At 46.2% G+C, this 26,536-nt stretch carries 27 protein-coding genes and 1 other RNA gene (1 of these 28 only partly in view); 21 read left to right on the forward strand and 7 right to left on the reverse strand.

Going from position 1 to position 26,536, the window contains the following annotated elements:
- Positions 1 to 153: 153 nt before the first annotated feature.
- The 5 genes from DESPODRAFT_RS07545 to DESPODRAFT_RS07565 form a co-directional block, all read right to left on the reverse strand.
- Positions 154 to 1,623: an SLC13 family permease gene (locus DESPODRAFT_RS07545; protein ID WP_004072548.1), complete on the reverse strand. Its 1,470-nt coding sequence runs from the start codon at positions 1,621 to 1,623 to the stop codon at positions 154 to 156.
- A gap of 93 nt (positions 1,624 to 1,716) precedes the next feature.
- On the reverse strand, positions 1,717 to 2,598 hold the full coding sequence (locus DESPODRAFT_RS07550) for a cytidylate kinase family protein (RefSeq protein WP_004072549.1): 882 nt from the start codon (positions 2,596 to 2,598) through the stop codon (positions 1,717 to 1,719).
- Positions 2,599 to 2,784: 186 nt separating this feature from the next.
- Entirely contained in the window at positions 2,785 to 3,147 is a 363-nt protein-coding gene (locus DESPODRAFT_RS07555; RefSeq protein WP_004072550.1) for a NifB/NifX family molybdenum-iron cluster-binding protein, read from the reverse strand.
- Positions 3,148 to 3,151: 4 nt separating this feature from the next.
- Positions 3,152 to 4,576, reverse strand: coding sequence for a sigma-54 interaction domain-containing protein (locus tag DESPODRAFT_RS07560; RefSeq protein WP_004072551.1), 1,425 nt, complete (start codon positions 4,574 to 4,576; stop codon positions 3,152 to 3,154).
- Between the two features lie 21 nt (positions 4,577 to 4,597).
- On the reverse strand, positions 4,598 to 6,595 hold the full coding sequence (locus DESPODRAFT_RS07565; RefSeq protein WP_004072552.1) for a peptidase U32 family protein: 1,998 nt from the start codon (positions 6,593 to 6,595) through the stop codon (positions 4,598 to 4,600).
- 147 nt (positions 6,596 to 6,742) lie between these two features.
- Between DESPODRAFT_RS07565 and DESPODRAFT_RS07570 the strand changes: the two genes are divergently transcribed.
- On the forward strand, positions 6,743 to 7,066 hold the full coding sequence (locus DESPODRAFT_RS07570) for a cupin domain-containing protein (protein ID WP_004072555.1): 324 nt from the start codon (positions 6,743 to 6,745) through the stop codon (positions 7,064 to 7,066).
- 28 nt (positions 7,067 to 7,094) lie between these two features.
- Here the strand turns inward: DESPODRAFT_RS07570 and DESPODRAFT_RS18610 are convergent, their stop codons facing one another.
- Together DESPODRAFT_RS18610 and DESPODRAFT_RS07580 are read right to left on the reverse strand one after the other, a co-directional pair.
- Positions 7,095 to 7,694 carry an Ada metal-binding domain-containing protein gene (locus DESPODRAFT_RS18610; protein ID WP_004072556.1) on the reverse strand — a complete coding sequence of 200 codons (600 nt, stop codon included), beginning with the start codon at positions 7,692 to 7,694 and terminating at the stop codon, positions 7,095 to 7,097.
- 198 nt (positions 7,695 to 7,892) lie between these two features.
- Positions 7,893 to 8,162, reverse strand: coding sequence for a hypothetical protein (locus DESPODRAFT_RS07580; protein WP_004072558.1), 270 nt, complete (start codon positions 8,160 to 8,162; stop codon positions 7,893 to 7,895).
- A gap of 174 nt (positions 8,163 to 8,336) precedes the next feature.
- Here DESPODRAFT_RS07580 and DESPODRAFT_RS07585 point away from each other — a divergent pair, with 174 nt between their 5' ends.
- From DESPODRAFT_RS07585 to tyrS, 20 genes are all read left to right on the forward strand, one after another.
- Positions 8,337 to 9,242, forward strand: coding sequence for a S66 peptidase family protein (locus DESPODRAFT_RS07585; RefSeq protein WP_004072560.1), 906 nt, complete (start codon positions 8,337 to 8,339; stop codon positions 9,240 to 9,242).
- The gene (locus DESPODRAFT_RS07590) at positions 9,239 to 10,357 is read left to right on the forward strand and encodes a serine hydrolase domain-containing protein (RefSeq protein ID WP_004072562.1); all 1,119 of its coding nucleotides are present in this window, start codon (positions 9,239 to 9,241) and stop codon (positions 10,355 to 10,357) included. Before DESPODRAFT_RS07585 ends, DESPODRAFT_RS07590 begins: the two co-directional genes overlap by 4 nt.
- Positions 10,358 to 10,480: 123 nt before the next feature.
- Entirely contained in the window at positions 10,481 to 11,527 is a 1,047-nt protein-coding gene (locus DESPODRAFT_RS07595; RefSeq protein ID WP_004072564.1) for a rod shape-determining protein, read from the forward strand.
- 5 nt (positions 11,528 to 11,532) lie between these two features.
- Positions 11,533 to 12,345 (forward strand): rod shape-determining protein MreC, encoded by an 813-nt coding sequence (gene mreC / locus DESPODRAFT_RS07600; RefSeq protein WP_157488441.1) that lies wholly within the window; start codon positions 11,533 to 11,535, stop codon positions 12,343 to 12,345.
- A gap of 18 nt (positions 12,346 to 12,363) precedes the next feature.
- Positions 12,364 to 12,897, forward strand: a complete 534-nt coding sequence (locus DESPODRAFT_RS07605; protein ID WP_004072567.1) for a rod shape-determining protein MreD — start codon at positions 12,364 to 12,366, stop codon at positions 12,895 to 12,897.
- A gap of 1 nt (position 12,898) precedes the next feature.
- The gene (gene mrdA, locus DESPODRAFT_RS07610) at positions 12,899 to 14,764 is read left to right on the forward strand and encodes a penicillin-binding protein 2 (protein WP_004072569.1); all 1,866 of its coding nucleotides are present in this window, start codon (positions 12,899 to 12,901) and stop codon (positions 14,762 to 14,764) included.
- Between the two features lie 15 nt (positions 14,765 to 14,779).
- Positions 14,780 to 15,889: a rod shape-determining protein RodA gene (rodA, locus tag DESPODRAFT_RS07615; protein ID WP_004072570.1), complete on the forward strand. Its 1,110-nt coding sequence runs from the start codon at positions 14,780 to 14,782 to the stop codon at positions 15,887 to 15,889.
- Between the two features lie 170 nt (positions 15,890 to 16,059).
- Positions 16,060 to 16,491, forward strand: coding sequence for a F0F1 ATP synthase subunit B family protein (locus DESPODRAFT_RS07620; protein ID WP_004072572.1), 432 nt, complete (start codon positions 16,060 to 16,062; stop codon positions 16,489 to 16,491).
- Positions 16,491 to 17,084 carry a F0F1 ATP synthase subunit B gene (gene atpF, locus DESPODRAFT_RS07625; RefSeq protein WP_004072574.1) on the forward strand — a complete coding sequence of 198 codons (594 nt, stop codon included), beginning with the start codon at positions 16,491 to 16,493 and terminating at the stop codon, positions 17,082 to 17,084. Before DESPODRAFT_RS07620 ends, atpF begins: the two co-directional genes overlap by 1 nt.
- Positions 17,084 to 17,635, forward strand: a complete 552-nt coding sequence (gene atpH / locus DESPODRAFT_RS07630; RefSeq protein ID WP_004072576.1) for an ATP synthase F1 subunit delta — start codon at positions 17,084 to 17,086, stop codon at positions 17,633 to 17,635. The genes atpF and atpH overlap by 1 nt, the downstream gene beginning before the upstream one ends.
- On the forward strand, positions 17,635 to 19,152 hold the full coding sequence (atpA, locus tag DESPODRAFT_RS07635; protein WP_004072578.1) for a F0F1 ATP synthase subunit alpha: 1,518 nt from the start codon (positions 17,635 to 17,637) through the stop codon (positions 19,150 to 19,152). Before atpH ends, atpA begins: the two co-directional genes overlap by 1 nt.
- 65 nt (positions 19,153 to 19,217) lie before the next feature.
- Positions 19,218 to 20,117: an ATP synthase F1 subunit gamma gene (gene atpG / locus DESPODRAFT_RS07640; RefSeq protein WP_004072579.1), complete on the forward strand. Its 900-nt coding sequence runs from the start codon at positions 19,218 to 19,220 to the stop codon at positions 20,115 to 20,117.
- Positions 20,118 to 20,168: 51 nt separating this feature from the next.
- The gene (gene atpD, locus DESPODRAFT_RS07645; protein WP_004072581.1) at positions 20,169 to 21,575 is read left to right on the forward strand and encodes a F0F1 ATP synthase subunit beta; all 1,407 of its coding nucleotides are present in this window, start codon (positions 20,169 to 20,171) and stop codon (positions 21,573 to 21,575) included.
- Positions 21,576 to 21,592: 17 nt separating this feature from the next.
- On the forward strand, positions 21,593 to 22,000 hold the full coding sequence (locus tag DESPODRAFT_RS07650; protein WP_004072583.1) for a F0F1 ATP synthase subunit epsilon: 408 nt from the start codon (positions 21,593 to 21,595) through the stop codon (positions 21,998 to 22,000).
- Between the two features lie 129 nt (positions 22,001 to 22,129).
- Positions 22,130 to 22,882, forward strand: a complete 753-nt coding sequence (locus DESPODRAFT_RS07655) for a sugar phosphate nucleotidyltransferase (RefSeq protein WP_004072585.1) — start codon at positions 22,130 to 22,132, stop codon at positions 22,880 to 22,882.
- 63 nt (positions 22,883 to 22,945) lie between these two features.
- A complete protein-coding gene (locus tag DESPODRAFT_RS07660) occupies positions 22,946 to 23,197 on the forward strand; it encodes a cell division protein ZapB (RefSeq protein WP_157488442.1) in 252 nt (83 codons plus the stop codon).
- Positions 23,198 to 23,243: 46 nt separating this feature from the next.
- Positions 23,244 to 23,540 (forward strand): cell division protein ZapA, encoded by a 297-nt coding sequence (locus DESPODRAFT_RS07665; protein WP_004072587.1) that lies wholly within the window; start codon positions 23,244 to 23,246, stop codon positions 23,538 to 23,540.
- A 26-nt stretch (positions 23,541 to 23,566) separates the two neighbouring features.
- Positions 23,567 to 23,753, forward strand: a non-coding RNA gene (ssrS, locus tag DESPODRAFT_RS19380) — 6S RNA.
- Positions 23,754 to 23,882: 129 nt separating this feature from the next.
- Positions 23,883 to 25,445: a ribonuclease Y gene (gene rny, locus DESPODRAFT_RS07670; RefSeq protein WP_004072588.1), complete on the forward strand. Its 1,563-nt coding sequence runs from the start codon at positions 23,883 to 23,885 to the stop codon at positions 25,443 to 25,445.
- A gap of 15 nt (positions 25,446 to 25,460) precedes the next feature.
- Positions 25,461 to 26,536: the 5' portion of a tyrosine--tRNA ligase gene (gene tyrS / locus DESPODRAFT_RS07675; protein WP_004072589.1), read on the forward strand. The gene runs 211 nt beyond the window's last position; the window shows 1,076 of its 1,287 coding nt (coding positions 1-1,076); the start codon lies at positions 25,461 to 25,463; its stop codon lies off the right edge, out of view.

A 26,536-nucleotide genomic window follows, 5' to 3' on the forward strand; every position in this document is an offset into this window, starting at 1 on the left:
AGAATTTAGATTGCCTTGTCATTAGGGGTTTTTTTACTATATTTGACAAGGGTTTGTCAATATAGGCCACCCCGGCAGACGGCAAAGCCCCGGCTCATCATGGAAGATAAACCGGGGCTTTGAATTGTTTTTCATATTGTTAAAATTGTTTTTTTACATCGTAGTGATGGGCATCCCCATGAGTTTCCACAGGAATACGGATAATGCGACAACTATCATCAACCCGATGGATGCCGGAATGCCGTACATGAAAAATTCACCGGGGGTAAACTGTTTGGAGTCGTAGGCTATGGCGTTGGGGGCTGCGCCCACGAGTAAAAGGAAGGGCATGCCGGCGGTAACAAGGGATGCAAACAGGATTACTTCAGGTGCCACATGCAGGTAAGGGGCAATAACCAGTGCAACGGGCAGGGATATGGCAATGGCTGCCACGTTCATAATGAAGTTGGTCATGATCATGACAAAAAATGCAATGCTTAGAATGAACACAAAGTAATTGGCTTTCTGGAACAAGGTCAACCAGTTGATGGCAAGCCATTCTGCAGCCCCTGTTTCCCACAGGCAGAAGCCGATACTCATGGCACCGCCGAACAACAGGATGATATTCCAGGGAATCGCCTCAAGGTCTTGAATGTTAAGGATGTTGAAGATAAAGAATAAAACCGTTGCCACAAGCATGATCGCGTTTTTGTCAAGGTTGGATATGGCAGGGATGAATTGTTTTATGGACATGATGGCGATGGCGGTAAAAATGATGGTTGCTGCCAAAATTTCCTGTTTTGTAATGCCACCCATGGCTTTTCCCAGCATTTTGGCCTTTTCTCTGAGGCCCGGGATGGTTTTTTTCTCAGGCTTGCATACGATCATGAAAAAGCCCCAGAGAAGAAAGGTCATAGCCCAGCCCACAGGCGCCATATAGTAGGTCAGCTCGAAAAAGGAGATTTCCGTTCCAACGATATCTTTGAAAAATCCAATGGCCACGGCACCGCGAGCAGCGCCCAGAAGCGTGATAATGGAGCCGGCACCTGCAATAAACGCCATGCCGATGAACAGGCCTTTACCGAATTTGGTGGGGCCGGGCTCATCCGTATACATCCCGTAGATGGTCATCAAGAGCGGAAACATGGTGGCTGCCACAGCCGTATGGGCCATAATATGGGTCAATGCGGCAGTGACCACAAAACAGCCCAGATATATCATGCTGGTTTTTTCCCCTACAACGGCCAGCATTTTGTAGGCCAGACGTTTGGTCAGCCCCGTTTTTGTGAACACCATGCCGATGACCAGGGATCCGAAAATAAACAGGACGGACGGGTCCATGAAGTCCTTGAGGGCTTCCTTGGCGGTACGGACCATAAAGAGTACCTGGAGGGCACCTATAGCCAGACTGGTCACACCAATGGGTAAAACCTCAAATACCCACCAGGTGCCGGCCAGAAGAAAGATGGCAAGTGCGCCTTTGCCCTGGGCGCTTAGTATAAAATGTTTTCCGGCAGGATCCACGGCGTCGGGCCACGCCGGAGAAAAATTGACAATAGCGAACAGAGTCAGGCCGATCAGCATGAACAGTGTTCTTTTCCAGTCCAGTTGCGATTTTTGTGTATCTGCAATTTCAGTGCTCATTTGGGTCCCTCTCTCCTTTAGGTTAATGAATCATTGCTTCATTTAAATTTTGTTTTTATAAGTATTTTTTATAGTTTTCAACGCTTTGTTTTATCAAGTTTTTCGTCTGAACGGAGCGGTCAAGTCCCAATTGGGAACGATGCCGCCTTTGTAGAAGTTCGGACCTATTTTCGTTTTAACGGATTTTACGCCCGGCACCTCACGAGCAAGATCCATGATTTCTTTTTGTGCCCGGGCCAGGTTCATCACTTTTCTATCAAGAGTAACCAGCACATGGCCCGAATCAGATTCAATAATCAGGTGGTGTCCAAGGCCGGCTAGGGCTGCATCAACCCTGGCACTGATATTAAAATCAAGAGCATGCATTATTTTATCGGCATTTTTGGTTGAGCTTGCGATATCTGATCGTATTTTTTCAAGGGCCTGGTTAACCGCTTCTATGGTCATGTCATGTGCTGCAGCATCAACTTTTTCCCATTCCAGAGCCATATTATGCCGTGCGGGGTCCCACAGGGAGTCTAAATTTAACTGGGCGGCAAAGCGCTCTTCCCTGTGATCGGACCGAGCGATGGCATTGGTGGCGGCCTGGCTGGATAAATGGTCTATATTCATGGCTCTTTGCCTGCGCACCTGCATGGGGGTTGCCGACATGATTCTGTAAATGCCGGAAACAGATGCGGGTATCAGGTGGGATAAAATACCCGAAAACAGGCAGGGACCATTTAAGATATTCTGGGATATCTGTACCTTCAGTGCGGCAAGGCATTTTTTTCTGTCGTGGGTAAAATTGTCAAAAGGAATTTGTCTGCACTGGATGGACTTGAAAATAAGGTCTGTTTTTAGATCATATGCCTGGCCGGTTTGTTCAATCAATACCGGATCTTCGTATACGGTGCATTGATATAGGGCAGATAGGGCGTCAATAACTCGGTAGGGGGAGGCGTATATACCGCATGTAATGGCAATCTGGGTCATGTTCTCTAATCTGCTCAGCCAGGGTTCGGGTTATCAATTAAAGTCAGGACCACAATTAGCAAGGACTGTGCCATGTTTTAAATTTTATTGTAAAACAAATAGTTAGGTTTTTATAAATAAAGAAAAGATTTAAATTAAAACAATATGAAACAAAATGAAAAACACATTTTAAAACGTTTTGAGACGTTATATAAAATTGCCCTCAACCATGCGGGTGAAAAGGATATCACCCGGGTTCAGCGTCTGGGTTTGCCATCGTTTAAAGGCAGAGGCCCAAGCGCCGGAAACCCCGTCAAAAACCTTAATTTTTTTCCATTTTAGAAATTCATAATATTCATCTTCAATGGCACCACAGATGAGCGTGTTGATATCCTGGGCCAGAAGGGTATGACACAGTTCATCCGAGGATGACCTGGGCAGCACAATAATTTTTTTGTCCTGGATATCGGAATCGTTTACTGTTGTCAGAATGATGACTTCAGTGGTCAGGTCAAACCTGGGTACAATCTCTTCACCAAGTATTGGGATGGCAATTTTATGCAGTGTCATCGTTCTATTCTATCTGAAATTCCTTAATTTTCCGCCATAGTGTACTGCGACTCATGCCAAGGATTTGCGCGGCTTTATCTTTTTTGCCCCGGGAGGTTTTCAAGGCATCCATAATCATCTGCCGCTGTACCGAGGACCAGGTTTGTCCGCTTTTATCCGGTTCCGAAGGTGCAGCAGAGCTGCGCGGTTCTCTTGGTTTGGTGTCGCACAGATCCTGCGCTGCCGGTATATTTGAAACCCTTTGTACAGGTTCATGATCCAGAATATAGGCCGGCAGGTTCTCTGCTTCGATTCTGGTCCCCTGGGCCACATTCACGGCATACTCCATAATATTTTTCAGTTCCCGGATATTTCCCTCATAGGTGTAATTCAATAAAACAGCCAGGACCGGTTCCGAAAAGCCATTGATTTTTTTATTCTGTTTTTTTGTGTAGTGGTTTAGAAAATAGTCAAGCAGAAGTCGAATATCTTCACCCCGTTCACGTAAGGGGGGCAGATGCACCCTGGCTACATTCAGACGGAACAGCAGATCTTTTCTGAATTTACCTATGGATACCATATATTCGAGGTCCCGGTGGGTGGCGGCAATAATTCTTACATTGGCATTGAATCCTTTGGTGGCACCTAACGGATAAATGATTCTGTCATCAAGAAATGTGAGCAGTTTCACCTGTAGAGGCAAGGGCAGGTCCCCGATTTCCGTTAAAAAAATAGTGCCGTTGTGAGCCAACTTGAAGCGGCCGGGTTTGTTTTCTACAGCGCCGGTGAATGCCCCTTTCATATGACCGAAAATCTCGGATTCCAAAAGAGTCTCGGGCAGTGCGCCGCAGTTGATTTTAATAAATGGACCGCCTGCGCGTTGGGATGTCTGGTGTACGGCTTCTGCCACAAGGTCCTTGCCCGTGCCTGTCTCCCCGGTGATCAGGATGGATGCATCACTTTGGGCAAGCATGGGAAGGGTTTGAAATATTATTTCCATTTTCCGGCTTCGGCCGATGATATTGGCAAAACTGTAGGCCACATTCTTTTCAGGGTCATTGGTGGCACTGCTTCTCAAATCCTCGATGGTTTCCATATAACCTGTAAAATGACCCTGATTATCCACGATTTGTGCGGTGGTAATCCGTACAGGCAGTTTCTGGCGGTCTGTATTAATAATATCACTGGTGCAGGATATGGACCGGTCTTTACAGTGGGTGGCGAGGATCGGACAGTTGATGATGCATGCAGAACTGCGCAGGATATTTCTGCAGGGAATGCCCCTGGCCATATCTAGGGAAAATCCCGTGAGTGCATGAAAGTATCGGTTAAGATGAACCACTCGCAAATCTCTGTCCATCAATAGTATGCCCAAGGGAATTTCATCCAGGATGTGGGTAAAATCCAGAGGCGATCGCATTAATTGATGAATTTCAGGAAATAATTGCATCCTTGAATGGGTTTCCTTTTTTTAGAGTAGTTTCAAGTGCCAGTTCCAGGTCCCTGGACGTGACTTCATCCGTATCCCCTTAGGTATATTTTCAAACAGGTTCACGAGCATGACAAAGCCTGCCTGTTTTAATTCATCGGTTTTGGATGACAGGTCCAGTGGCCAGTTTGGGAAGGTGTGGTAGGTCGCATTGTATTTGCTGGTCCAGGCAACTTCTCCCATGGGGCTGGTAAAGTCTTTCCCGATATCCAGATCCGGGGCCGCAATCCTTGATATGGCCACGGGCCAGTTGGCCCGGTAGACAGCGCCTAAAGGCAAACAACTGCATTCCGGCAGGGACAAAAGGGTTTTACTCTCAAGTTCCGGGCTGACAATGGCCCCTGAAAAACCTATGCGTTTGAGCATTTCCACTGCAAGGCAATTGGCGATATTGCAAAAAGGGCCTGCCCAGATGTTGAGTCTTTGGGGATCATCAAACAAGGCTATCTGCCAGGGGGAATTGAGCACAAAGTTTTTTGCCCCTTTTTTTAATGCGGTTTTTACATAGTTTTGACAGATCTTTTCCTCTTCGGGGAAAAGCACGGGATCCAGCCATAACCATGCACGGGGAGGGGCTTTGATGCCATAGTTGTTTGCAGAAATCCAAAAACCCGTATCATTATGTGTTTTTAAAGCAGAGGGGTGTTTTCTGAAAACATCCATTTCATATATATCAGGCTGTTTTTTTCCTCCATGACCACTTTTTTTGCCCGGTGATTTGACACTGTCAGCAGGTCTTTTGCCGAGAGTAGAGCTATGTAACGGTTTGATCGTTATTTTGGGAATCTCACCAAGTTCGGTGGCAAGGCGTGATAATTTTTCTTCCAGCTCACTTCCCCTCCGGTCAATAAGGAACACGGAAGTGTCTTTGTTGATACGCCTGCCTTTTTTGGCAGCTAAAAAATATTTTCCTTTTTTAGGGATGGCCCGGGTCACCTTCTGGATTTGATGGAAGGTCTCTTCTTCATAGCCAATGCGTAAAAGATCTCCCGGCAGAAGCGCTTCCCTTGAAATAAAATATGGATTTTCAGGGTTCTTTATCCGGCCTAAAAACAGACCGGAGCCGGTTTCCGATGCATGATTCAGAGGGTTTGAAATTCGATGGGATAAAAGATTGTAATGGCTGCCTTCTCTTCCCAAGGCATACGCCAAAAAAGATAATGCCTGATTTTTTTGATCCGGCGAATCCCTGAGCAGTCTGTAGGCCATCACCGTGTAGTAAACATAATGGGGGCTTTTTTTTCTGCCCTCAATCTTCCAGGTACTGATGTGGGGAATCTCCTTGAGAACCTTGGCCAGTACATCTGCTGACAGATCCATGCATGAGAAGTACCTGGCCTTTTTCCCATTTTGTTCGTACAGCCGCCGGCAGGGTTGAACACAACGCCCCCGAAGGGCACTTTTTCCGCCAAACCAGGAACTCCAGTAACACCGTCCTGACACCGAATAGCAAAGCGCACCATGGATAAACACTTCTAAGTCCATGCTTCCGGGCACAGCCGCTGCCATGGCCCTGATTTCATCAAGGCTGAATTCCCTGGGCAGTACCACCCGGGAAAAACCTGATTTTTGGGCAGCCGCAAGTCCGGCAGGGTGGGTGCAGTTGCCCAGGGTGGACAGGTGGAGTTTTCCTTTGAATCCTGCCTGCCCGGCAAGGCTGACCATGGCGGTATCCTGGATAATCAGGGCATCGACGTCCGCATACCGGGCAAGCTTGTCAAGAATACGAAGAACTTTGTCGGTTTCGGCTTCTTTAATTATGGAGTTAAAGGCAACATACACCTGAATCCCTTTTGAATGGGCAAGTTTGGTCACTCTTGCCAGTTCTTCAATGGAAAAATTGTCGGCTTCCATGCGGGCTGAAAATATTTTAAGGCCGCAGTAAATGGCGTCCGCACCAGCCGCTATTGCGGCAAGAAAAGATTGAATATTCCCGGCAGGCGCCAGAATTGTTGGTTGTTTTGATGGTTGGCAGGTCATAGGCCCTCATGCCCAAGTATGGGTAAATAGTTTTTATATTGCAATTTCAGGTAATAATGTCAAAATATCATTTTTTTGTTCTAAAATCAGGCCTGGCAAATATTGAAAGATTCATTTAAAGATTAAAAAAAATAATGAGGAGGGCAGATGTTTGCAAATCATGATGAAACCGGTTATTCCGAGCCGGTGGAAGGCATTGAGATGAAAACCCTTGCGTATGGGGATAAGACGCTTCTGGTCCGGTTTAAAATGACCAAAGGGGCATTACTGCCCGCCCACACCCATCCCCACGAGCAGATCGGATATCTTGTTTCCGGCTGCATCAACCTTTATATTGGAAGTGAATGCCACAATGCCGTCCCCGGAGATTCCTGGTGCATTGAGTCCGGGGCAGAGCATCGTGCTGAGGTCCTGGAAGACAGTGTTGCCATTGAGGTTTTTTCACCGGTACGGGAAGAGTACCTTCCCTGAATCCGTAATTTTTTGCCGTCGCTAAAAGTTAAGCGTCAGGCATGCAGATTTTACAGGGTTTGTACCCCTGGGTTTCAGCCTCTTCTTTTGTGGTAAAATTCATGCTGCAGTTTTTACCGTTGGCAAAATTACATGCCACGCTGTGGAAAACCAGGGTTTCAATATTTCCTTTAAATTGAACACTTGCACTGGCCGGTCCCGCTTCTTCGGGTGCAGGCGGTTCAGTAACCTGGGAGGAGGCAGTTGGAAGGGGGGGCGTTTTTTCCTTCGCTTGTTCATCTTGCTCCTGTTGTTTGTCTGCATGGTTTTCTTCAATTTTTATTTCGATTTCCTGGGCCGGCTTCGTTGATTGTGTGTCAGGAACCGGCTTGGTTTTGCTTTTCGGCTCCCCGGTGCTTTCTTTGTTTAGTTCATCTTCCTGTGTATGCGCTGATTTAATCTTTGTCTCGGTATCATTGTTGTCGGACTGCTTGAGTTCCTCGATGCCAAGATATACCGCAAGTGAGCCGCCAATAATCATCAATATAGGGACTAATCCTGCCGCAAAGGTTAAAAAATCAAAGAAGTTAAACGAAAAGCCCGAGATACCAACAAGTAGTAGCAGGGCACCAATAATAAATTTTTTCATACATCCGCTCCATAGAAGTGTCTGTCTGTTAAAAAAGAATCAGGATTCCAAGGCCGTATGCCTACCCTTTTTAGGGTGAAATTTGCAGCATTGTCAAGGCAATGGATAAAAAATTGATACTGAAATGGCGAAAAATAAAAGAAAAAAGTTTTTTTTAAAATGTTGCTATCCTTTTTGTCCCATAAACACCACAATATCCTAAGGTGAGGTAACATCGGCATCAGGACTTCGGCAAAGCATGATCCACCACATCCTAAAAGCCATCAGGGCGTCTGCATCTTCCTGGTGTTGACATTTAAAAAGGCTTAAGGAATATGCCTCTTCAAACTCTTCCGGGGTAAAAATCAGATCCTTTTGATCCAGAATTTTTTGTCGTGTATCACCGGTCTCTGCTTTTATCAGTTTAATTCTAAGATCATTGTCATGTTGTCCTTGTCTGATAAAACTAAGGGCATTTTGTATGGTCATATTATTCTCCTAAAAAAGTTTATACAAAAGACAGCAAATAGAATGCCAACGGATTTGTAAAGTATTTATTAATAAATCTTACCCTGTGGATTGTTTTATGGTCCGGGTGTTTCATAATTTTTGGCTTTGTGGTATAATTTAATGTTTGATATCTGAAAAGGAATGAATCAGTAGATGAAACCAGATGTAGAACCCGTTTTTTGCAGTCTAAAACCCAAAGATGTCATTGGGGTGGCGGCACCATCAGCCAGGTTTGATGGGCAATCGTTCCGGAAAGGGGTTCTGTGTCTTGAATCCATGGGGTTTGAAGTACACATCCCCGAAGGCATAACAGGCCGGTACAGGTACCTTGCCGGCACAGACCGGCAACGGGCGGATGTGCTTAATTCGTTGTTTGCCGATCCTGGGATCAAAGGGATCATTGCGGCAAGGGGCGGATTCGGTGCCATGCGCATCTTGCCGTTACTGGACTGGGATACCATTGCCGGAAATCCGAAACTGTTTATGGGGTTTTCAGATCCCACCGCTTTGATCAGTTCCCTGGTGTGCAAAGTCGGGATCTGTGCTTTGCATGGGCCAAATCTGGTCTCCCTTGGCCAGGCCGATGAGAAGACATTGGATAGTTTTGCAAAAAACGTGACAGGCTGCTTTACACGTATTAATTTACCTTCTGATCAAGTGCTTGCGGGTGGACGTGCCACAGGACCGCTCATGGGCGGAAATCTGGCCACCCTGGTACACATGATCGGGACAGCTTTTCAGCCCGATTTTACAGGAAGTATCCTTTTTATAGAGGATGTGGGTGAACCGGCATACAAGATCGACAGAATGCTGACCCAGATGAAAATGGCCGGTGTATTGGAAGGTGTCAAAGGGGTCGCGACAGGGTCTTTTGAAAATTGCGACGATGAATCCTATATCCCCCAGATCATTCAAGAGGTTTTTATTGACGCAAACATTCCGATCTGCATGGGAATTGATGCTGGTCACGGAGCGGTTAACCGTTCTCTGCCCATGGGGGGCGGGGTCATTTTGGATGCGGACCAAGCCATCCTTGAATGGGATTTTGCGGCACAATGAACTTACGTGCGTTTCAAAGTATTGATGGCGCTATGGCCAATGCTATGGCTGAGGGTGTATTTCCAGGTGCAGTTCTGCTTTGGGCGCATAGAAATCATATCATCTATCACAAGGCTTTTGGTGTAACCGACATAAGGTTTGGGGAACCTGTGGCTTTGGATACGGTTTTTGATCTGGCCTCTTTGACCAAGCCCCTGGCCACAGCTCTGGCTGTGGCAGATCTGATTTCATCAGGGCGGTTATCCCTGAAAACTTATTTAAAGGACGCCCTCCCGGTTGCCTGTGGAACTGGTAAAGCCAAGATCACCATTGACATGCTGTTGCGCCACAGGTCTGGTCTGCCTGCCCACCGTCCGTATTTTAAATCGCTTTCCCTTCCTGTCCCCGGTATGGCGGCCGGAAAGCGTCTGCGGCAGATGGTGCTGGCGGAACCCCTGGAATATGAGCCGGGTTCGAAGGAAGTTTACAGTGATCTGGGGTTTATCCTTTTGGCCTGGGTGGTGGAGTATATGTCCGGTGTCCGGCTTGATGAGTTTGTTAATGACAGGATTTTTGCGCCTTTAAAAATATACGACTTGTTTTTCAATCCGCTTTGCGCTGATTGGACAAGGCCCGTGATGAACAAGGCCTCTTTTGTTTTTGCCGCCACCTCCCATTGCACTTGGCGAGGAAAAATGATAGTGGGGGAGGTGGAGGATGAAAATGCCTGGGCTGCAGGTGGTGTTGAAGGGCATGCAGGTCTGTTTGGCACTGCTGTTGGGGTTCATCATCTGTGCTGTGAACTCCTGCAAGCCCTTGAAAATAAAGAAAGCAAAGTGATAAATGCTTCTGTTCTTAGAAGTTTTATGGATAAAAACAATGGGATGATGCGCCCGGCAGGTTTTGATTCTCCAAGTGAAGATACCCCGTCATCAGGTCGTTTTTTTTCTAAACGATCTATCGGGCACTTAGGCTTTACCGGGACATCATTCTGGATAGATCCAGACAATGGTCTGATTACGGTACTTTTGACCAATCGGGTACATCCGAGCCGGGAAAATATTGATATCAGAAAATTTAGACCCAGGATTCATGATTTGATCGCATCTATTTATCAATGCAATATACAGGAGTGAAACACTTTTATTCTTGTAAAAAAAACTTAAGTTTGTTAGCAATCATTTTTTGGCAGTATTTTTTCATCATCTATTGATAAACACTGATAAACACAACTCCCAATTTTGTATGAAAGAGGACCGATGAACTTTGTAACTGATACTTTGCTTGGGGCCTTTTCCAATGATCTAGCCATTGATCTTGGCACCGCAAATACGCTGGTTTATGTTAAGGGAAAAGGAATCGTATTAAGTGAGCCTTCCGTGGTGGCGGTTAGAACCGATAAACGAGCCAAAAACAAAGTGCTGGCGGTGGGGCTGGAAGCAAAGCGCATGCTGGGAAGGACACCGGGTAATATTGTGGCCATTCGACCTATGCGAGATGGTGTCATTGCCGATTTTGCAGTGACTGAGGCCATGCTCAAGCATTTTATCCGTAAAGTTCATAACAATAGAAAAACATTGGTTCGTCCAAGAATTATTATTGCGGTGCCTTCCGGTATCACCCAGGTGGAAAAACGGGCGGTCAGGGAAAGTGCCGAATCCGCCGGTGCCAGGGAGGTTTTTCTTATAGAAGAACCCATGGCTGCAGCAATCGGCGCGGGTCTTCCTATTACGGAACCCACCTGCAATATGGTTGTGGACATCGGCGGGGGCACCACTGAAGTGGCGGTCATCTCCCTGGCCGGAATCGTGTATACCCGTTCCCTAAGGGTGGCCGGGGACAAGATGGATGCCTCCATCAGTCAGCACATCAAACGCAAATATAATCTGCTCATTGGAGAGAGAACTGCAGAGATCATCAAAACAACCATCGGCAATGCATATCCTGATCCGGAGAACCTTGAAACCATAGAAGTCAAGGGTCGGGACCTGGTTTCAGGTATTCCCAAAATTCTGGCCATTGACTCCGAAGAGGTCCGGCTGGCCATTTCCGAGCAGATTGAGGCGATTGTTGAAACCGTTCGTATTGCCCTGGAACAGACCCCACCGGAACTGGCCGCAGATATTGTGGATTCCGGCATTGTTTTAACCGGTGGTGGCGCCTTGTTGAAGAATCTGGACAAGCTGCTTAAGGAAAAATGCGGCCTTCCCATTGTCGTGGCTGATGATCCCTTATCCACTGTGGCACTGGGCTGCGGCAAAGCCCTAGACTGTATAGAAATTCTTAAAGAAATAGTCATCAGCTAAAGGGAATGTTTTCCAGGCGGATCATGATGCTTGTGGGCGTGGGCTTTTTTGTTGCGGTGGCGCTTACCGTAATCACCATGTCCAGCCGGGAGACCCTGTCGGCGGCTAATGTTGAAAGACTCTCCATAACGCTTACATCTCCTTTTCAATTTGTGGCCTCCCGAATTATCGGTTTTACTGAATCGGTATGGCAGACCTATTTTTCATGTGTGCTTGCCGTGGAAGAGAACCAGGTGTTGAGACGTGAGTTGTCAACGGCGCAACACACAGCCAACAGGTGCAAAGAGCTTGAGCTTGAAAATACCCGGTTAAAGAAATTTGTCAATTTCCAAAATTCCGTGCCCGCGGCCTATGTGGCGGCCCAGGTGATTGCCCGGGATCCATCCCCCTGGTTTAAAACCATTATCATTGATAAGGGTGAAAAAGACGGTTTGATTAAAGGTCTGCCCGTGCTGGTGTCAGAAGGAATTGTAGGGCAGATTATTAAAGTGGCCGGTAGTTTTTCCCAGGTGCTGCTGATTATCGACCGCAATTCAGCTGTTGATGCGCTGATTCAGGAGACCCGGGTCCGCGGTATGGTCAAGGGCAATAATAAAGACACCTGTTCCTTTGTATATACCTTGAGAAAGGATCTCGTGGAACCAGGACAGGTAATTGTCTCCTCAGGATTGGACCAGGTATTTCCCAAAGGATTGAGCATCGGAACGGTCCTTGATGTAAAGAAAAACCATTCCCAACTGTTTCAGGATATCATCATAAAAACTGCTGTAGATTTTGACAAGCTTGAAGAAGTGCTGGTGTATAAAAATGCCGATTGACAGGCGGATGCTGCCGGTATGATGAACCTCATATTTTTTTTTCTTTCCACACTGTTTTTGGTTATTATTCAAACTGTCATTATCCCGGATTTTCCCTGGTTTCCCCACTGTTTCGATCTGATGATCGTTAATGTATTGTACCTAAGCCTTTTTTCCACGAGCTACGGAGTGCCTTTCTGGCTTGTCATCATGGGCAGCATCATGGACAGCTTGTCAGGTGCGCCGTTCTTCCTTCATAGCACAGTATATCTGTGTATTTATTTGATCGTTTTTTTTCTGCGCCGTTTGTTTTTTCAGCATAGCACTATTTTTGTCTTTCTCGTCAGTCTTGCATCCGCCTGTATTTATCAGGGGCTGGTTATGTTCAGTATTTTTCTGCTCCAGGATCAAAAGGCCATTGCGGGCACGGATTACCGCCTTTACATTGGTCATCTCCTCTGGACCGCAGTTGGTATTCCTCTCGGTGTCTCGATTCTGGGCGCCCTGCACCGGAACTTTTCACATGCCGTAAAACAGTCCCGCCGGCACTTGGCTCGCAAATACAGGGAGTAATGTGGGCACAATTAATAAAAATTCAGATAAAGAATGGATCAAGCATCGATATGTAGTGGCCAGTATGTGCATTGTTTTTGTTTTTAGCGTTCTTCTTTTAAGGCTTGTTTATCTTCAGATGATCCGCGGTGAAGAGTACCGGCGGTTGTCGATGACCAATTGTGTCCGACTTAAAAGCATAAAATCCTCCAGGGGGCTGATTTATGACCGTAATCGCATTCTTCTTGTGGACAACCGGCCAGCCTTTGACTTAACCATTGTCTTGGAGGATGCCAAACCCCTCAAGCAGACCCTTGATCACCTGGCCGAACTGACCGGCGATTCATGTGAAGACCTGACGGCAATCATAGAAAAAGAGGGCGGAGCGGCATTTTATAAACCACTTGTCCTTAAACGGGACATAACAAGGGATCTGCTGGCGGCCATAGAGGCCCATCAGTTTGATTTGCCCGGTATCCACATTGATATTGAACCTAGCAGAAATTATATACATAAGAAAACAGCGGCCCATCTTATAGGTTATCTTGGTGAGATCAATAAGGATGAACTGGATTCCGGTAAATTTCCCAATGTCCGGTCCGGGGATTCCATTGGCCGATACGGGGTTGAAAAAAGTTTTGAGGCGGATCTGCAGGGCAAAAGAGGGGGGCACCAGCTCGAAGTGGACGTCAACGGGCGGGTGATTAAAATACTTAAGACTGTCGAGCCTGTTTCCGGAAACGATCTGGTGCTGACAATAGATTTGCCACTTCAGCAGAAAGCTGAGGGCTTGCTTGGGGAGAATGACGGGGCTGTTGTGGCCCTTGACCCTTCAAACGGAGATGTCTTGGTTATGGCGTCATCGCCTAGTTTTGATCAAAATGATTTTATTGGCGGTATCTCCAGTAAGAAATGGCAGGTTTTAAGGGATGATCCGGGCAGACCCATGAACAATAAAGCGATTCAGGCAGAATATCCTCCGGCGTCCACATATAAGATCATTACGGCCCTGGCAGGGCTCGAAGAAAAGGTCATTGACCGCAATTCAACTTTTTTCTGCCCGGGATTTTATAAGTTTGGCAACCGGCGCTACCATTGCTGGAGTAAATACGGACACGGCACTATAAATGTTGTGGATGCCATTGCCCAGTCCTGCGATGTGTTTTTTTATCAGACCGGTGAAAAACTCGGGGTCGATGCCCTGGCAAAGTATGCGCAAGGCTCTGGTCTGGGGCGGTTGACCGGGATTCCCCTGGCCCATGAGCGCCCAGGTTTGATTCCCACCTCCGCATGGAAGAAACAGCGGTTCAAGGAACCCTGGCAGGCCGGAGAAACCCTGTCCATCAGTATTGGTCAGGGGTTTAATCTGGTTACGCCTCTGCAGATGGCCGTGTTTATTTCTGCGGTTGGGAATAACGGGACCCTTTACCGGCCAAGGCTTGTTAAGTCCGTTCAGGATGCAAAAGGGCAGGTGATAAGGGAAATTGAACCCGAAATTACCGGGGGGTTGCCGGCTTCCAAAAAAAATTTGGCCATTGTGCGACAGGGGCTTTTAGAAGTTGTTCACGGTAACCGCGGCACTGCCCGGCAAATCCGTCTTCCCGACGTTCAGATTGCCGGAAAAACAGGTACTGCTCAGGTGTTTTCCCGCAAAGCCGGGGAAAAGTTTGATAACAAAAAATTGAAGCGCACCCTCCAGGATCATGCCTGGTTTGTCTGTTATGCGCCTGCGCAGGACCCTAAAATAGCCATTGCCGTGATCATTGAACATGGGGAGCATGGTTCCAGTGCGGCTGCTCCCGTTGCACAAGAGTTGATTCATGCCTATTTCGGGGACCCTGAAGTTCCAACTGCCGTGGTCGAGGAAGACCCGGCTCATGTGGAGTGAAAAGTGGAGTAAAAAATGTTTGATCGCCGTCTATTATCAAATTTTGACTGGGGATTTCTTTTGCTTATTGTTTTTATTTGCATTCTGGGGCTGACTATCCTTTATTCGGCGGTGACAGCCGGATACGCCGGAACTGGCCTACCTCCCCTTTTTAAAAAACAGGTTGTCTGGCTTGCCGTTGGTTTTGCCATCATGATGGGCTGCCTTGTCATTGACTTTAAAGAGTTTGCCAATCTACATTTCCTTATATATGCCGCATGTGTCGGGCTTCTGGTGGCTACCTGGCTTGTGGGGCATACCGGCGGCGGCTCCCAACGCTGGCTGGTGTTGGGTCCTGTTCGGATACAGACCTCGGAGCTGATGAAAATTTCTTTGATCATCAGCCTGGCTTCGGTGTATTCAGAGAGTATCAGTCCCGAAGGTTTAGGCTTCGCACATCTGATCAAGCCGGCTCTTTTATGTATTATTCCCTTTGGCCTCATCGTCATCCAACCCGATCTTGGCACGGGGCTTTTGCTTTTGCTTATTGCCGGCTGTCTTACTTTATTTGTAAAGGTTGAAAAAAAAGTTTTATTCACTCTGGGTGTGGCGGGGCTCTGTCTGGTGCCTCTGGTATGGTTTTTCGGTCTGAAGGAATATCAGAAAGACAGAATTTTAACCTTTTTGAATCCTGAGCGGGACCCCCTTGGTACAGGTTATCATATCATTCAATCCAAGATTGCAATAGGTTCGGGTATGCTCACCGGGAAGGGGTTTCTCCATGGGACCCAGAATGCTTTAAATTTTCTGCCGGAACAGCACACGGATTTTATTCTTTCCGTATTGGCCGAAGAATGGGGGCTTGCCGGGTGTATTGTACTGCTGGCCCTCTATTTGCTTTTGCTGTTCTGGGGATTGAATGTTTCTTATAATTGTCGAAATATGTTTGGCTCTCTTTTGGCCATGGGTGTTACCATTATGATATTTTGGCAGATTTTTATCAATGTCGGCATGGTTATGGGGCTGATGCCGGTGGTAGGCGTACCTTTGCCCCTAATTTCCTATGGCGGGTCTTCGGTTGCGACCAACATGGTCGGATTTGGTATTTTGCTGAATATACGTATTCGAAAATTTAACACGGCGTGAATCCAGATCTCTCTCTATTTAGAATTGCTGCATTCTGTATTGACAAAAGGCTTACTGGATGGTACTCAAGTCTCGATAATTTCTAAGCATTTAGGCTGAATCTGAACGATTTCGGCCAATAGGATATAAGTGGTTGATTTTTTGTAATTATTAACTGGTGGAGGAATTTTATGATAACTGTGATTCCTGATATATCGGCGGTATATCAGATGGTCAATTTTCTTGTCCTGCTATTCCTCCTCAACCTGGTTCTGTACAAACCCATTCGAAATGTCATTCTCGAAAGAAAAGCCAAGGTCGGCACTTTAGGTTCAGGTGTTGAACGGGCCTCGGCTGATCTTGAGAAACAAAAGGATGATTACAAAAATGGGTTAAGACAGGCAAGGGGTGAAGGCCTCAAGAAAAAAGAGGTATTCATTGAGGAGGCGTCTGCCCAGGAAAAGGAGATTATTACCCGGATCAATCAGAAAGCGCAGGCTAACTTTGTCCAAATTAAGGCACAAGTGGCTGAAGAAACAGAACAGGCCCGTAAAGCGCTTGAGGCCGAGGTTGAGGTGTATGCCAAAGCCATCGGAGAAAAGATTCTTGGGAGGGCATGTTAATGGAAAAAATTAATTGGAAAAAACACCTTAAGGTTTCCGCAACTGTCGTGGCCCTTGTGGCTGGTGCGACAGTGGTCTGGGCATCCGGCGGCGGTAATGGTGAAGCAGTGCATCACAATGCATGGAACGATGTTGATACCTGGAAAGTGCTTAACTTCGTTTTGCTTGCCCTTGGCTGCTTTTTCATCGCTAAAAAGCCGGTGGCGCAGTTCTTTTCTTCCCGTACAAAGGGGATTGAAGAAGAGTTGACAGACCTGGAAGAGAAAAAAGCCGAAGCAGAGAGAAAACTTGCCGAATATCAAGCCCGGTTTAGAAATCTTGAACAGGAATCTGAACAGATTATTGAAGATTATATTAAGCAGGGTGAAGATGCCAAGAAGAGAATTATTGCAGAGGCTGAAGCCCAGGCTGAAAAGCTTGAGGATATGGCAAAACGCAATATTGAACAAGAGTTCAAAGCTGCAAAAGCTCTTCTGAAGCAGGAAATTGTGGATCGTGCAATGGAGCAGGCAGAGGCGCTCATTAAAAAATCCATCACAACCCAGGATCAGAACCGTCTGGTCGATGAATACTTGAAAAAGGTGGAGGCATAATGAAGAATCTTGCAGTTTCAAGGCGTTATGCCAAGGCGTTGATTTTGATAGGTCAGGAAGACGGTCAGGCGGACGGGTACAATGATGAGCTTTCCGCAATGGTAGGGCTTTTGGACGCCAATGAGGGTTTTGAACAAGCCCTTACCAATCCGTTAATCAAAAAAAGTGACCGTAAAAAACTTCTTGATGCGGTAATTGCTGCTGCAGGCTTTTCAAAAGTGATGAAATCTTTCTTGTCATTGCTTTTTGACAAAGGCAGGATCGGCTTTACTAGAGACATTGCAACCTATTACAATACAATGGCAGATGAACTTAAAGGTGTTGTCAGGGCAAGTGTTGTGGCTGCCACGAGCCTATCCAAGACTAACATTAGTAAAATTCAGAAGTCTTTGTCTCAGAAAACCGGAAAAACCGTTGTGCTTGATGTGCAAAAGGATTCAAGTCTTATCGGCGGTATCATCACAAAAATCGGCGATCTTGTTCTTGACGGCAGCGTAAAAACCCAGCTGATCAATATGAGGGAAACTTTAAAAAAAGGTGAGAGTGCATAATGGAAATTAAAGCAGAAGAAATAAGCCAGATTATAAAAGATCAAATAAAAGGATTTGATGTAGACGTAGATCTGAGCGAAACCGGTGTCGTTCTCTCGGCGGGTGACGGTATTGCCCGTGTCTACGGTTTGGAAAAAGTCAAGGCCATGGAACTGGTTGAGTTTCCGGGCGGTATTCTGGGCCTGGCCCTTAACCTTGAAGCAGACAACGTCGGTGTGGCCATCCTTGGTGATGACAAGGTTATCAAGGAAGGTGACGTGGTTAAGCGTACCGATCGTATCGCTTCCGTTCCGGTTGGCGAAGCGCTGCTGGGCCGCGTTGTAACCACCACGGGTGAGCCTGTTGACGGCAAAGGTCCCATCGAATCTGATATATATATGAACATGGAACTGGTTGCCCCTGGTGTTATTGCCAGAAAATCAGTCCATGAACCCTGCTACACCGGTTCTAAGGCGGTTGACGGTATGACCCCGGTTGGTCGCGGACAGCGCGAGTTGATCATTGGTGACCGTCAGATTGGTAAGACTGCTGTTGCGGTTGATGCCATCATCGCCCAGAAAGAAACCGACATGAAGTGCATCTATGTTGCCTGCGGGCAGAAAAAATCTACGGTTGCCCAGGTTGTTGCCGCCCTTGAAGAGCACGGCGCCATGGAATATACCACCGTTGTCATAGCATCTGCTTCCGAGTCTGCCGCAATGCAGTACCTGGCTCCTTATGCCGGTTGCGCCATGGGCGAATACTTCCGTGATAAAGGCGAGCACGCCCTGATTATCTATGATGATTTGTCAAAACAGGCTGCAGCTTACCGTCAGGTATCTCTGCTGCTCAGACGGCCGCCCGGACGAGAAGCGTACCCCGGCGATATTTTTTACAACCACAGCCGTCTGCTGGAACGTTCTGCCAAAATGAGTGATGCACTTGGTGCAGGCTCTTTGACCGCACTGCCCATCATTGAAACCCAGGAAGGCGACGTATCCGCATTTATTCCCACAAACGTTATCTCCATTACCGACGGCCAGATCTTTCTGGACAAAGACCTCTTCTTTGCAGGTATCCGTCCGGCCATCGACGTTGGACTTTCCGTATCCCGCGTTGGTGGTGCTGCCCAGGTAAAAGCCATGAAACAGGTTGCCGGTACACTTCGTTTGGATCTGGCCCAGTACAGAGAGCTTGAAGCCTTTGCTGCGTTCGGTTCAGACTTGGATGCAGCCACCCAAAGACAGTTGACCCGTGGTGAAAGATTGGTTGAATTGCTTAAGCAGCCCCAATATAAACCGCTTCCCATGGAAAAACAGGTAACGGTTCTTTATGCAGGCACCAAAGGGTATCTTGATAAATATCCCAAAGAAGCCGTTTCTGCCTATGAGGCAGGCCTTTACCCATTTGTTGAAAGCCGGTTCCCGGAAGTATTCACCGGCCTGAAGGAAAAACAGAAAATTGATGATGAACTTGAGGCCAAGATCAAACAATGCCTTGAAGCCTATGATGCAGAGTTCAAAGAGACCGTAAAATAATTTAAGGTCGATCTGGACTGATTTGTGAGAACAAACAATAACTTATAGGCGCAAAGGTAGATCATATGGCAACGTTAAAAGAAGTACAATCGAAAATAGTCAGCGTTAAAAAGACTAGACAGATTACCTCTGCCATGAAAATGGTCGCCACTTCGAAACTGCGCGGTTCCCAGAATGCCATGGAAGCATTCAAACCTTATGCTTCCAAATTTGCTGAAGTTCTGGGATCCATTGCCGGGAAATCAGGAGAGGAAGTATCTCCACTCCTGGTGCCCAAGGAAGAAGTTAAAAAGGTGGCCCTGCTCCTGTGCACCTCTGACAGGGGACTGTGTGGCGGATTTAATATCAATCTGATTGATAAAGCTGTAAAAATGCTCAAATCCGAGCTTGAAGGCAAAGAGGTTTCTTTTGTCTGTTACGGCAAAAAAGGTCGTGACTGGGCAAAAAAATCAGGTCGAACCATTGATGCCCAATACATCGGCGTTGTTGGTGGCAGACCAGACTTCTCGGTAGCTTCAAGTTCGGGTCAGGCATTGATCAACAGTTTCCTCGCCGGAGATGTTGATGAAGTATATCTAATTTATTCTGAATTTCAGGGCATGGCAAAACAGGTACCGACGGTTAAGCAGATTCTTCCAATACCTTCCCTTGAAGATATTGTGAACGAGGAAGCTGCTGCACCGGCGAAAGAAGGCACCTTTTTGCCGGAACACATTTGTGAGCCGTCGTCTGACGCGCTTCTTGGTAAGATGCTGCCCAAAAATATTTTTATCCAGATATTTGATGCAATTCTTCAGACGTCAACGTCTGAACATGCCGCTCGTATGAGGGCCATGGAAAATGCGACCAAGGCTTGTGAAGATATGGTAGATGAACTGCAAACCATATTTAATAAAACAAGACAGGCAGGCATTACCAATGACCTCATGGATATCGTCGGCGGTGCCGAAGCCCTTAAGGGATAATCACTCTACTAGGATATACGCATAGATAAAACAGCTTTATAGGAGAATAAAATGGCTGAAAATATAGGTAAAATTTCACAGGTCCTCGGCGCTGTTGTTGACGTTGAGTTTGAGGCCGGAAAACTTCCTCCGGTATTGACCGCTTTAACTGTAACAAACCCCACCATCGGGGATATGGAAGACAATCTGGTTATCGAGGTTGCCCAGCACCTTGGCGACAATGTCGTCCGGTGCATCGGCATGGACGTTACTGACGGGCTTCAAAGAGGCATGGCTGTAAAAGACACCGGCTCCCCCATTATGATGCCGGTTGGCGAAGCTTCCCTGGGCCGCGTTCTTAATGTTGTGGGCCGTCCCGTTGATGGACTTGGCGATATTTCTAAAGAAAAAATGCGTCCGATTCACAGACATGCACCCGCTTTCATTGAACAGGACACCAGTGTCCGTGTTCTTGAAACCGGCGTAAAGGTTATTGATCTTCTGGTTCCCTTCCCCCGTGGCGGTAAAATGGGCATGTTCGGTGGTGCAGGTGTTGGCAAGACCGTTATCATGATGGAAATGGTTAACAACATTGCCATGCAGCACGGCGGTATCTCCGTATTCGGCGGCGTTGGTGAAAGAACCCGTGAAGGAAACGACCTTTACCATGAAATGAAGGATTCCGGCGTTCTTCCCAAGTGTGCACTGGTATACGGCCAGATGACTGAACCTCCCGGAGCCCGTGCCCGGGTTGCTCTCTCCGCTCTGACCTGCGCTGAATACTTCCGTGATGAAGAAGGCCAGGACGTGCTTCTCTTTGTTGATAACATTTTCCGTTTTACCCAGGCTGGTGCAGAAGTTTCCGCAACCCTGGGACGTATGCCCTCTGCCGTTGGTTACCAGCCAACACTTGCGGTTGACATGGGCGAGCTCCAGGAACGTATCACATCAACTGACAAAGGTTCCATCACCGCTGTACAGTGCGTTTATGTGCCTGCCGACGACTTGACTGATCCGGCTCCTGCTACCACATTTGCTCATCTTGACGGAACTGTTGTTCTTTCCCGTCAAATTGCTGAGCTTGGTATTTATCCTGCAGTGGATCCCCTTGACTCCACTTCAAGAATTCTTGACGCAGCATACATTGGTGAAGATCACTATAAGGTTGCCCGGGTTGTGCAGCAGACCCTGCAAAAATACAAAGAACTCCAGGACATCATTGCCATCCTTGGTATGGATGAATTGTCTGACGAAGATAAAATTACTGTACAGCGGGCCAGAAAGCTGCAGAAGTTTCTCTCCCAGCCCTTCCATGTAGCTGAAACCTTTACCGGTATGGCCGGTGTGTTTGTCAAGGTTGAAGATACCGTCAGATCTTTCAAAGAGATTATCGAAGGTAAGCATGATGACCTTCCCGAAAATGCTTTCTATATGGTTGGAGCCATCGAAGACGCCATTGCAAAAGCCAAAGCTGAATAACTATTCGGAGGTTGATTATGGCTGATAAATTTTTTCTTGAAGTTGTAACGCCGCAAAAGGCAGTGGTCAGTGAAGATATTCAAAGTATTTCAGCGCCTGGCAGCGAAGGTGAATTTTGTGCCTTGAAAGGGCATACAACCTTTTTGACCTCACTGAAAACAGGTGCCATCCGTTATAAAGATGCAAGCGGTAATGAGCGCATCCTCTTTGTGAGTGGCGGATTTGCCGAAGTTCTTCCGGATAAGGTAACCATTCTCGCTGAATCGGCTGAACGCTCTCAGGAGATTGATCTTGGCAGGGCAAAAGAAGCCCAGGTTCGTGCTGAACAACGGTTGAGGGACAAGGCGGCAGAGATAGACATTATTCGTGCCGAGGCTGCTTTGCAGCGAGCGCTGTTCCGGATTAAAATTGCAGGTACTCACTAAGAATATTCGGTTTGTCTGATGGTTTGATAACCACCAGGTTTATAATGCCGAAAATACGGAGTAAAAAAGGGATGCCTTTATGGGCATCCCTTTTTGTTTTCATCACCTATAAAGAAGCAGGGGGAGGTAATGAACAATATAGCAGTTATCATACTGGCTGCAGGAAAAGGCAGCCGCATGAAATCGGATTTAGCCAAGGTACTCCACAAGGTCGCTGGTGAAAGCATGGTTAACCACGTGATTGAAGCCGCTCTTGATGTCTCTTCGGGTCATATTCATGTCGTGGTAGGGCACCAGGCAGAAAAAGTGCAAAAAGAGGTTCAAAATAAATATAATGTGCAATTTGCCTTTCAAAAAGCGCTTATGGGAACAGGGGATGCGGTCAAGGTTGCATTGCCCGGAATTGATCCCTGTATTCAACATATCTTGGTTTTGTGCGGTGATGTTCCGTTGATAAAAAGGCAGACCCTTTTGGATTTGGTTTCAGCACACCGGAACCTCGTGGCTGATTTGACTGTTCTCGCAGCAAAAATTAAAAACCCGACCGGCTATGGCAGAATTATTCAGGGTGACGACGGACAGCTGCTTGCCATACGAGAAGAGGCGGATGCAACTGATTTGGAAAAGCAGATTAATATCGTTAATTCCGGGATTTTTTGTTTTGAAAAACGATTTCTTGAATCGGGTATAGGACGCATTAAGAACAATAATAGTCAGGGAGAATACTACCTTACCGACCTTGTAGAAGTGGCTGTCCAAGACAGAGTTAAAACATTTGTTAAGATCATAGACGACGCTGAGGAGGTTATCGGCGTTAATACCATTGAACAGTTAAACCGCATCAATACCTTGTTTCATAAGTCTCCGAAGGAATTATCTTGACTTTCATCAGGCTGCTTAATATATTAGTAGTTAATTAATTACCATTTTATGAGACTTAAGAAATTGAATAATGAGGATATAGCAGCCAAGTTTGATGACATTAACATCCACGTGGACTTTTTAATAGAGTCCTGCCAAAGTCTTCAAAAAGAAAACGCGGAGCTCTCTGTTAAAATTAGAGAACTTGAAGATCAGTTGGAACAGAAAATTAAAAAAGAAGATGTCTATGTCGACCGGGAGTCTATGATGAATGAAAAAATTAACGGACTCCTTTCAAAACTGGATGGTTTCTCGGAAACCGTATCCGGGGGATGACAAATTAAAAAGCGTTTGAATATATATATTCGGTAAAGGGCTTTCCTTGGATGAGATCGTTAAAATTGAGCTTTTTGGGGAAGAATTTAAGTTTAAACCGGATAAAGAGCAAGCATATGATCCGGTAAAGATTGCAGCCCATGTCAAGGAATATATAGAAGAAGCAGAAAGTCTTTTCCAAAATAAAACCAGCAGTAAAAACAGAATGGCTATTCTGCTTCTTGCAGCCATGAATTTATCTAAGGATTATAATGAACTGCATTTGAAGTATTCAGACCTTCAAAAAGACATTGAAAGCAGAGTATCATCCTTATTGGATAAAATAGACAAGACAATGAAATAAATTTTCATTGGTTTAAAATTATAACAACCCCCCTGCGATGTACGTGATTGTATGACAGACTTTGTCCTAACGCATAAAAACCTAGGGGGATCACGCTGATACTGATGCGCAGGTTCCCTTTTAAGGGAAAAGCCTAAAGGTATTATTGATTCCCCGTCTTTTGGACCCTTGGTTCAAAGCCTTAAGAAACAACACGGCAGTTGCGGGGGAATTGTTATGATATTAAAGACGCTTTGCCATACCTCCTTCTTATCCTAACGTATTATTCCATTTCTTTTTTAGCAAGATAAAACATGGGTACATATTTTTTTTGTAACCCTCTTATTCCAGGAGAGAAATTGTATGAGTTTTACAATGATGCTTGCATTCATGATGGTGCTGCTGGCTGTCGGTGCGGTCATTTTATATGTGATAAAAGGAAAAATTGATCAGCAGAGACGTGATTTTTTAGAAGAGCAACGCGTTGCCATGGACGAGGCAGTTAAAAAAGCTGAAACTCTCCTTAGGGAAGCTAAATTGGAGGCCCGCTCTCGTCTGCTGGAAATGAAAAGCACCTTTGATGCTGAGACAGAAGAGACACGGGCTGAGTTGAAAAAAGAGGAACGAAGGCTTTCTAAGAAAAGTGAAAAGCTTGACAAGCTTGAAGATCAATGTGCCAAAAGAGAAAAATCCATAGAAAAAAATGAACGGGACATTGCGGAAAAACTTGAATCTGTAATCCAAAAAGAAAAATCCTATACGCAACTTCTTGAAGAGACAAAAAAAGAGCTTGAAAAGGTCTCCGGGATGACCCTTGAGCAGGCCAAAGAGTTGTTGCTTAAAACCATGGAGGATGAAGCCAGGCACGAAGGTGCCAAAATGGTTAAAAAGATCACTACCGAAGTCAGGGAGAAAGCAGATAAAGAGGCTAAAAAGATTCTATCGACTGCGATTCAACGCTATGCGGGCGACTATGTTGCTGAGCGCACCGTTTCTGTCGTTAATCTGCCCGGAGATGAAATGAAGGGTCGAATTATCGGTAGGGAAGGTCGCAATATCCGTGCTTTGGAAGCCGCAACCGGTATTGATCTGATTATTGACGATACTCCGGAAGCTGTCATTTTGTCAGGATTCAACCCCGTCAGGCGGGAGGTGGCGAGGATTTCCCTTGAAAAATTGATTTCAGATGGAAGAATTCATCCCGCTCGTATTGAGGATGTTGTGGCGCGTGCAACGGAGGAGGTTGATCTTGCAATTAAAGAAGCCGGCGAGCAGGCTGCGTTTGACTTGGGTGTGCACGGGATTGATCCGGAACTTATCAAAGTGCTTGGCAAGCTAAAATTCAGAACCTCCTATGCCCAGAATGTTTTGCAGCATTCTATTGAAGTGGCGTTTTTGGCCGGTATTATAGCTGCTGAACTTGGTCTGGACATAAAACTTGCCCAGCGCATGGGGCTGCTTCACGATATTGGCAAGGCCGTGGATCATGAAGTAGATGGCGCCCATGCCATTATTGGCGCCAAGCTTGCTAAAAAATATGGTGAAAGCGAAAGCGTTGTTAATGCTATTGCTGCCCACCATGAAGACCAAATGCCTGAGAGTGTATATGATTTCATTGTACAATCCGCTGATGCGCTTTCCGGAGCCAGGCCCGGTGCCAGAAAAGAGAGTCTTGAAAACTACGTAAAACGGTTGGAAGATCTTGAAAATATCGCTAATAGTTTTGACGGCGTGGTAAATACCTATGCCATTCAGGCCGGGCGTGAGATCCGGGTCATTACTGAAAGTGAAAAAATTACTGATGAGAGTGCAATACTGCTTTCAAAAGATATTGCCCGCCAAATTGAAGAAAATCTGACATTTCCGGGCCAGGTTAAAGTTGTTGTTATTCGAGAAACCAGAGCGGTTGAATATACCAGGAAATGATAAGGAAGAAACAGCATGAGTGTTTTATCGATTTTAAGGGAACGTGGATTTATTGAGGCAACAACCCATGCCCAGGAGCTTGAAGACTATTTAGAAAATAACAGGGCTACCTGTTATATCGGTTTTGATCCAACCGCTTCAAGTCTGCACGTTGGAAGTCTTGTGTGTATTATGGCACTGGCCCACATGCAACGGGAGGGGCATCGCCCCATTGGCCTTGTGGGCGGCGGGACAGGGCTTATTGGGGATCCATCCGGTAAAACAGAACTGCGCAAAGTGCTTACCCAGGATCAGATTGATGAAAACAAAGCCGGCATCCGCGAACAATTATCCAGATTTATTGATTTTTCAGAAGAGAAGGCATTGATGCTTGATAATGCGGCATGGCTAACCAATTTGGGATACATTTCATTTTTAAGAGATATTGGTCGGCATTTTTCCATAAATAAGATGATCAAAGCAGAAAGTGTTAAATCCAGAATGGAATCAGACGATGGTCTGACTTTCATTGAATTTAACTATATGTTACTCCAGGCTTACGATTTCATGGAACTTGCCAAAACCCATGACTGTCTGCTTCAGATGGGCGGAAGTGATCAATGGGGTAACATTGTGGCGGGGATTGATCTTGTCCGTCGTACTCTTGGTAAACAAGCTTTTGGGATCACTTTTCCATTGATAACTACAGCGTCCGGTATAAAAATGGGTAAGACCCATAAAGGGGCTGTCTGGCTTGATCCTGAACGATTTTCTCCTTATGAATACTATCAGTTTTGGGTAAACACTGATGACATGGATGTGGCAAGATTTCTGGCATTATTTACTTTTCTGCCTATGAAAGAGATCGAAGTTGTAAAAAAATTGGAAGGGGTGGATTTGAATAAAGCCAAAACTATTCTCGCATATGAGGCAACTAAAATTGCCCATGGAGAAGGTGAGGCGCGCAAATCCCTTAAAGCGGCAGCGTCTATGTTTGGATCTATTGAGGTGCCTTCTGATCTTCTGTCTTCTGCAAGTATCCCCCGGGGGATGCTTTCCTTTGGGGGTGATGAGTCATTGCCTACCAGTACCTTTAACAAGGGGGATGCAGT

The sequence above is a fragment of the Desulfobacter postgatei 2ac9 genome (genome assembly GCF_000233695.2).
In the GTDB taxonomy this organism is placed as follows: domain Bacteria; phylum Desulfobacterota; class Desulfobacteria; order Desulfobacterales; family Desulfobacteraceae; genus Desulfobacter; species Desulfobacter postgatei.